Origin of the sequence: Kitasatospora sp. NPDC056783 (assembly GCF_042789895.1) — a bacterium.
Taxonomy (GTDB): domain Bacteria; phylum Actinomycetota; class Actinomycetes; order Streptomycetales; family Streptomycetaceae; genus Kitasatospora.
On record NZ_JBHUAF010000409.1, the window covers coordinates 1 to 7,456 of the forward strand.

Genomic DNA, 7,456 nt, shown 5'->3' on the forward strand with positions numbered 1-7,456 from the left:
GCGGTCACCGGGGCTCCTGCCCGTGTACGGGGCGCACGCCCCGGCTCTCCGTGAACGGACGCCTCAGTGCTTGAGGCGGTAGATCACGGTGTCGGCGAAGACGCCGACCATCTCGTAGTGGGTGTCCAGCAGGTTCTCGATCCGGGGGACCATGACCGGCTGGTACGGGGCGATGCCGGAGTCGTCCACCACGACCTCGGGCAGGCCGTTGGCCAGCTCCTTGTCGAAGGTCTGCCAGGCGTTGGAGACGCTGAACTGCTCACCGACGTTCTGGTTGCCGTCCTTGCCGCCGCTGTAGTTGGTGAGGAAGCCGGCGGTCAGGTAGCGGCTGGCGGGCTTGCGGTCGGCCAGCCAGTAGATCTCGGGGTGCATGCCCCAGATCAGCACCGTGTCCTTGGTGGTGGTCTGGGCCGCGACGGCGGTGGCGACCTCGGTGTTGCGGCTCATCTGCTCCCCCGGCCAGGCCAGCGCCAGGCCCCAGAACACCGTCGCGGCGACCGTCGTGTACGCCAGGACGGGCTTCCAGCGGATCGCCGAGGTGGCGACGGCCCCGGTGCCCAGCAGCACCAGCGGCGGGATCAGCTGGAGGTAGTAGTGGCCGAAGAAGTGGAAGCCCACGCTGACCGCGACGACCGAGGAGAGCAGCCAGACCCACAGGTCGGCGGTCGAGCCGTGCTCCTCGCCGGCCACCGGCAGCGGGCGGTGGCGGTGCTTGAGCCAGAGCCGGCGCCCGACCGGGAACAGGAACCCCAGGCCGGCGGCGGCCAGGATGGCCGAGTTGCCGAGCGCCCGGCCGAACATCTGCAGCCAGGCGCCGCCGAAGGAGGCGTAGTCGCCGCTGCCGGTGACCACCCAGAAGAGGAAGCCCTTGGGCTTGGTGAGGATCACCGCGACCAGGGCTATCGGCAGGGTGAAGCCGAACCCGATCTCGAACAGCGCGGGCGGCCAGCGCACCCCGCGCCGACGGGTGTCCTGGAGGAGCATCCAGAGCACCGGCAGCAGCACCGCGCCGCCGGTCTGCTTGGTCAGTGAGCACAGTGCGACCGCGATGCCCGCCGCCAGCCAGCGGCGCCGTTCGGCGTACCGGAAGGCCGCCACCATGGCGGGCAGCATGAAGACCTCGAAGGTCGCCGCCTGGGTGTCCTCCGGGGAGAGCCCGATGGAGACCAGCAGGTAGAGCAGCCCGGCGCCGGCCCCGGCCCGGTTGCCCCAGCGGCCGCGGGCGATCGAGGCCAGCAGGATCGCGGTGGCCAGGTGGGCCACCACCGCCAGGGTGCGCAGCGGCCAGAGCGAGGCGGAGCCGAAGACGGCGAAGCAGGCCTGGTAGAGCCAGGGCAGCAACGGCGGCTTGCGGTCCACCACGGTGTCGTACAGCACCCCGCCGTCCGCGAGCATCCGGGCCTGGGTGGCCAGGAAGCCCTCGTCCGGGCTCCAGACGGGCCGGGCGAAGGAGGGGATGTGGGTGAGCAGCGCGACCAGCGCGAGCACCGGCACCAGCCTGGTCCAGTACCCGCTGGTCACACGGGTGCGGACACGCTCGGGCAGGCGCTCGGCCAGTCCGGTGAGGCGGAGGCGGGTGGGGGTCGGCACGGTTGACAACCTACCGGGCGGGATCGGCGCCGGTGGCGCCGGTCCCGCCTTTCAGTGCGATTGTCGGCTTGTTTTGCGACGAACCGTTACCGAGTCACGACGAACGGCCGTCGGCGGAAGGGGAGCGGACGGAGGGCGACAGCCCTCGTCAGGCCTTGACCGGCGTCGCGTCCAGCGTGGCGACCAGCGCGGTCACCTTCCGGGCGATGTCGGGGGCGTTCAGGCCGATCTCGGCCAGGATCTCGGCCCGGCTGGCGTGGTCCAGGAACTCCTGGGGGATGCCGAAGTCCCGCACCGGCAGGTCCACGTCCGCGTCCCGCAGCGCCTGCGCCACGGCCGCGCCGACGCCGCCCACCCGGCCGTTGTCCTCGATCGTGACGACCACCCGGTGCTCGGCGGCCAGGCCCGGCAGGGCCCGGTCCACCGGCTTGACCCAGCGCGGGTCCACCACGGTGGCGGTGATGCCCCGGGCGGCCAGCAGGTCGGCGACCTCCAGGCCGGTGGCGGCCATCGCGCCGACCGAGACGATCAGCACGTCGGCGCGGTGGGCGCCGGAGGACTCCTCGGCGGCGCGCAGCACGTCCATGCCGCCGACCCGGCCGACCGCGGGGACGGCCGGGCCGACCGTGCCCTTGGAGTAGCGGACCACGGTCGGGGCGTCCTTGACCTCGACGGCCTCGCGCAGCAGCGCGCGGACCTGGTCGGCGTCGCGCGGGGCGGCCAGCCGCAGGGTCGGGACGAGCTGGAGCATCGACATGTCCCACATGCCGTTGTGCGAGGCGCCGTCGTCGCCGGTGACGCCGGCCCGGTCCAGGACGAAGGTGACGCCCAGCTTGTGCAGGGCGACGTCCATCAGGACCTGGTCGAAGGCCCGGTTGAGGAAGGTCGCGTAGACCGCGAACACCGGGTGCAGCCCGTTGGTGGCCAGGCCGGCGGCGCTGGTGACAGCGTGCTGCTCGGCGATGCCGACGTCGAAGATCCGGTCCGGGAAGGCCTCGGCGAACGGGGCCAGGCCGACCGGGTGGAGCATGGCCGCGGTGATGCCGACGATGTCCTGGCGCTCGTGGCCGAGCGCGACCATCTCCTCGGCGAAGACCGAGGTCCAGCTCCGGCCACCGCCGCCGCTGACCGGCAGGCCGGTCTCCGGGTGGATCTTGCCGACCGCGTGGAAGCGGTCCTCGTCGTTGTTCTCCGCGGCGTGGTAGCCGCGGCCCTTCTCGGTGAGGCAGTGCACGATCACCGGGCCGCCGAAGCCGCGCGCCTTGGTCAGCGCGGACTCCAGGGCGGTCAGGTCGTGGCCGTCGATCGGGCCGATGTACTTGAGGCCGAGGTCCTCGAACATGCCCTGCGGGGCGATGAAGTCCTTGAGGCCCTTCTTGGCGCCGTGCAGCGTCTCGAACAGCTGCTGGCCGACCACCGGGGTGCGCTGGAGCGCGTCCTTGCCCCAGGACAGGAAGCGCTCGTAGCCCTGGGTGGTGCGCAGGGTGGCGAGGTGGTTGGCCAGGCCGCCGATGGTCGGCGAGTACGAGCGCTCGTTGTCGTTGACGACGATGACGACCGGGCGGTCCTTGGCGTCGGCGATGTTGTTGAGCGCCTCCCAGGCCATGCCGCCGGTGAGCGCGCCGTCGCCGATCACCGCGACGACCGGGTCGTTCTTGCCCAGCAGCTGGTTGGCCTTGGCCAGGCCGTCGGCGTACGAGAGGACGGTGGAGGCGTGCGAGTTCTCGATCACGTCGTGCTCGGACTCGGCGCGGGACGGGTAGCCGGACAGGCCGCCCTTCGAGCGCAGCCGGGAGAAATCCTGGCGGCCGGTGAGCACCTTGTGGACGTAGCTCTGGTGGCCGGTGTCGAAGAGGATGCGGTCGCGCGGCGAGTCGAAGACCCGGTGCAGCGCGATGGTGAGCTCCACCACGCCGAGGTTGGGACCGAGGTGCCCGCCGGTCTTGGAGACCTCGGTCACCAGGAAGGTCCGGATCTCCTGGGCCAGTGCGGCCAGCTGTCCGGGCGTGAGCCGGTCGAGATCGCGCGGTCCCCGAATGCGGGTCAGCAGGGCCACCCGTTCCTCCTCGTTAAGTGTTCGCGGACCGCGGACGGTCCGGCGGGCGTCGCTTCCCGGTCCGGCGGCAGGCCGACGGCACCGGCCGGCGCCGACCGGTCGAGTCTAATGTCCGGCTGCCGGACGCCGAGCGGCGCGCCCGACGGCGCCACTCGGTTCCCGCCATTTCGGGAGGTCGGGCCAGGATGCCGGTCACCCTGCGTTGACGCAAGGGAGTTCGATCTTTTGTGATGGATTGTTCACGACCCTGGTCGCGGGCGCCACTTCCCGGGCGCCGACGGGCCGGTTCGGATGCGATCCGGACCCGGCTCGAACACGACGCGAACGCGGCGGCGGACCCATCGCGAACGCGGCTGCGGACCCGCGTCGAACGCGGCGGCGGCCGCGACTCAGGCGCGGCCGAGCGCGCCGGACTCCCCCATCTCGCTCATCACCAGGGCCAGCGCGCCGAGCACCTCGGCCCGGCCGCCGAGGGTGCCCGGGACGACCGAGAGCTGACGGGCGGCGCTGGGGATCGCGTAGCGGGCCACCGAGTCCCGGATCGGGGCGAGCACCAGCTCACCGGCCTCGGCGAGGTCCCCGCCGAGGATCACCCGGCGGGGGTTCAGCAGGTTGCACAGGGTGGCCACGCTGGTGCCGATCTGGCGGCCCGCGTCGGCGATCACCCGGCGGCAGCCGAGGTCGCCCTGCTGGGCCAGCTCGACCACCCGGGGCAGGCTGAGGTCCGGACCGAGGGTGGAGGCGAGCAGCGAGAGCAGGTAGCGGGAGCCGACGAAGGTCTCCAGGCAGCCGCGGTTGCCGCAGCGGCAGACCGGCCCGGCCTCGTCCAGGGTGATGTGACCGATCTCGCCCGCGGTGCCGCCCGGGCCGCGGTAGATCTGGCCGTTCACCACCAGGCCGGCGCCGACCCCGCTGGCGACCTTGATGTACGCGAGGTCGTTCAGCCCCCGGCCGGCCCCCCAGACCAGTTCGCCGAGCGCGCCCAGGTTGGCGTCGTTGTCCACGTGCACCGGCGTGCCGAGCCGCTCGGCCAGTTCCTTGCCCGGGGCGATGCCCGTCCAGCCGGGCAGGATCGCGGTGGAGCCGAGCGCGCCGGTCTCCACGTCGATCGGCCCGGGCACGCCGAGGCCGACGCCGATCACCTTGTCGGGCCGGAATCCGGCCTGCGCCAGCAGCCGCTCGACCATCGCCTCGGCGCGGTCGAAGCCCTGCTGGGCGGAGACGTCGACGTCGATCGGGGCGCTCTCCTCGGCCAGCACCCGGTGGGCCAGGTTGCCGACCGCGACCCGCAGGTGGGTGTGGCCGAAGTCGATGCCGACCACGATGCCGGCGTCCCCGCTGAGCGAGACGCTGCGGGCGCGGCGGCCGCCGGAGGAGGTGTCGGCGACCACGACGGTGCCGCTCTCCTTCAACTCCCGCACGATGTTGGACACGGTGGCCGCGGACAGGCCGGTGCCGCGGGCGATCTCGGCCTGGGTCAGCGAGCCGGCCATCCGCACCGCGCGGAGCACCCGTTCCAGGTTCGCCCGGTGCAGCGAGGACTGCGAGCCCGGTGTGTCCGTCGACATGATCCACCCTCCCAGGGCGGGGACCCCTCCGCCGGGCGTCCCCTTCAACTCCTGAAGGGTACGGCCCGGGGGCTCCCTCGGGGGCGCCGGGCGGGGCGGGCGGGGGCGCCGGGGGCGCGGACGGAGGCGGGGCGGTACGAGCCGGCGCCCCGGGCGCGGGGTGGGGCCGCGGTGATCGGGAAGTGAAGGTGTCGCGCGTCCCGTGCTGGTGGATCCGGGGTTCGACGCTCCTGGCGGCGACCGAAATGCGCGCACCACTACCATGGTGCCCAATTCTCACCCGTCCCACCGGAACCGTGGACGGTACCGGGCAGGGGACGCTTCCAGACATGACGGGGAATCAGATGGCAGGGGATCACCCTACGCCGGGGGCAGGCGAAACGCCCGGCAGCGGTCCGCAGGACAACCGGGGCGTCTCGTTCGGGCGCCCGCCCGGTGGCGGTGCCGATCCGGCCGCCGTCGCGGACCGGATGACGCAGCTCGACGGCGCGGCCGTCCCGGGCCAGGCCTCGCCCGCGGGCCCGCCGCCCGCCCAGCCGCCGGCACCGCCCGCCCAGCCCCCCGCGCAGCCGCCCGCGCCGCCCGTCGGCAGCCCCGAGTACGCGGCGTACGCGCCGACCGCGGCCGGGTTCCCCACCCAGGCACCGCCGCCCCCGGGCTCGCCGGTCGGCCCGTACGACCCGGTCCCGAGCAACCCGTACGGCGCCCCGGACGCCGGACAGGGCTACGGCACCGGCGGCTACAACTACGCGCCCCAGCCCGGGTACCCCTACCCGGGCGCGCCCGTGCCGCCCGTCGCGCCCAAGCAGCGCAACCCCGTGATGCTGTGGGGCGGGATCATCGGCGGCGTGCTGGCGATCGCGATCGTGGCCGCCCTGGTCGTCCTGGTCAACGACCCCAAGCCCGCCCCGGAGCCGGACCCGGCCCCGGCACCGGCCAGCGGCGGCACCACCGCCGACGGCGGGACCAGCACCGGTCCCACCCCCGGCCCCGCCACCAAGGGCGCCACCTTCAACGTCGCCTGGACCGCCGCCAAGCCGGCCGCCTCGGACAGCTCGAACCAGATGCTCGGCATCTGGGGCACCGACAAGCTCGCCGTGCGCGTGGACAGCTCCGGCATCCGGGCCTACAACCTGGCCGACGGCAAGGAGGCCTGGAACATCCCGGCCCCCGCCGGCAGCAAGGAACTGTGCACCGCCTCGTACGGCGCCAACTCCAAGGGCGTCGCCGCCGTCTCCTTCAACACCGGTGACAGCGACTGCTCCACCGTCGGCGCCGTCGACCTGAACCAGGGCAAGATGCTCTGGAGCGTCAAGGTCTCGGCCGACCGGATGTCCTCGCCGACCCTCAGCGTCACCGACAACGTGGTCGCCGTCGGCGGCAACGCGGTCGGCGCCCTGAACATCGCCACCGGCCAGCCGGCCTGGCAGTACCAGCCGCGCGACAAGGACTGCACCGTGCGCGCCAAGGCCGCCGGCTCCCAGATCGCGGTCAGCGACCGCTGCTACGGCACCAGCGGCCCGAAGTCGCAGCTGGTCATCGTCAACGCCGAGACGGGCAAGGCCGCCAGCACCCCGATCACCCTCACCGGCAGCATCGAGGAGGTCGACTCGGTCGTCCAGGACAAGCCGCTGGTGCTGCTGATGTCCAGCGGCCCGCAGGGCGACTACGTCCTGCCGTTCGACAAGGACAACAAGCCGGGCAACCAGATGTCCGTCAAGGAGCCCGGCGCGGACAGCCTGCGGCTGTCCGGCCAGGACGAGGCCATGACCCGGAACGTGGTCAGCGGCAGCACGCTGTACGTCCAGGTCACCGGCGGCAAGTCGGCCGTCAACGCCTACGACCTGAACACCGGCAAGCGCCTGTGGTCGGCCGGCTCCGGCTCGGCCAACAACGACATGCGGCTGGTCGCCGGGACCGACAAGGACGGCAAGGTCCGCGCGGTCGTCGACCAGGGCTACAACAAGCCGGCCCGGCTGGTGACGCTCTCGCCGACCGACGGCTCGCTGTCCGACATCGGCAGCATGGCGATGCCGGGCAGCATGGGCATCGGCATCAGCACCTCCGAGTACCTCGTCTCGGAGAGCGGCGCCGAGGTCTACGCGTTCCGCCGCTACAGCGCCGGCGACGGCCCGCTGACCAAGTGGAAGAAGTGACGGCGGGAACGGCGCCGGGGGCGGCCGGGGGTTCGTGACCCCCCGTCGCGACCGCCACCGCGGGGCGGGGCAGGGGCGATCGCCCC

At 73.1% G+C, this 7,456-nt stretch carries 4 protein-coding genes; 1 reads left to right on the forward strand and 3 read right to left on the reverse strand.

Annotated features, from left to right (window positions below; translation table 11 throughout):
• Nucleotides 1–63: 63 nt before the first annotated feature.
• The 3 genes from ACFRMQ_RS35255 to ACFRMQ_RS35265 form a co-directional block, all read right to left on the reverse strand.
• Nucleotides 64–1,590, reverse strand: coding sequence for an ArnT family glycosyltransferase (locus ACFRMQ_RS35255; RefSeq protein ID WP_380734881.1), 1,527 nt, complete (start codon nucleotides 1,588–1,590; stop codon nucleotides 64–66).
• 148 nt (nucleotides 1,591–1,738) lie between these two features.
• Nucleotides 1,739–3,646, reverse strand: a complete 1,908-nt coding sequence (dxs, locus tag ACFRMQ_RS35260) for a 1-deoxy-D-xylulose-5-phosphate synthase (RefSeq protein ID WP_380734882.1) — start codon at nucleotides 3,644–3,646, stop codon at nucleotides 1,739–1,741.
• A 389-nt stretch (nucleotides 3,647–4,035) separates the two neighbouring features.
• Nucleotides 4,036–5,214 carry an ROK family protein gene (locus ACFRMQ_RS35265; protein ID WP_380734884.1) on the reverse strand — a complete coding sequence of 393 codons (1,179 nt, stop codon included), beginning with the start codon at nucleotides 5,212–5,214 and terminating at the stop codon, nucleotides 4,036–4,038.
• Nucleotides 5,215–5,684: 470 nt separating this feature from the next.
• Between ACFRMQ_RS35265 and ACFRMQ_RS35270 the strand changes: the two genes are divergently transcribed.
• Nucleotides 5,685–7,370 carry a PQQ-binding-like beta-propeller repeat protein gene (locus tag ACFRMQ_RS35270; protein WP_380734885.1) on the forward strand — a complete coding sequence of 562 codons (1,686 nt, stop codon included), beginning with the start codon at nucleotides 5,685–5,687 and terminating at the stop codon, nucleotides 7,368–7,370.
• Nucleotides 7,371–7,456: the final 86 nt, after the last annotated feature.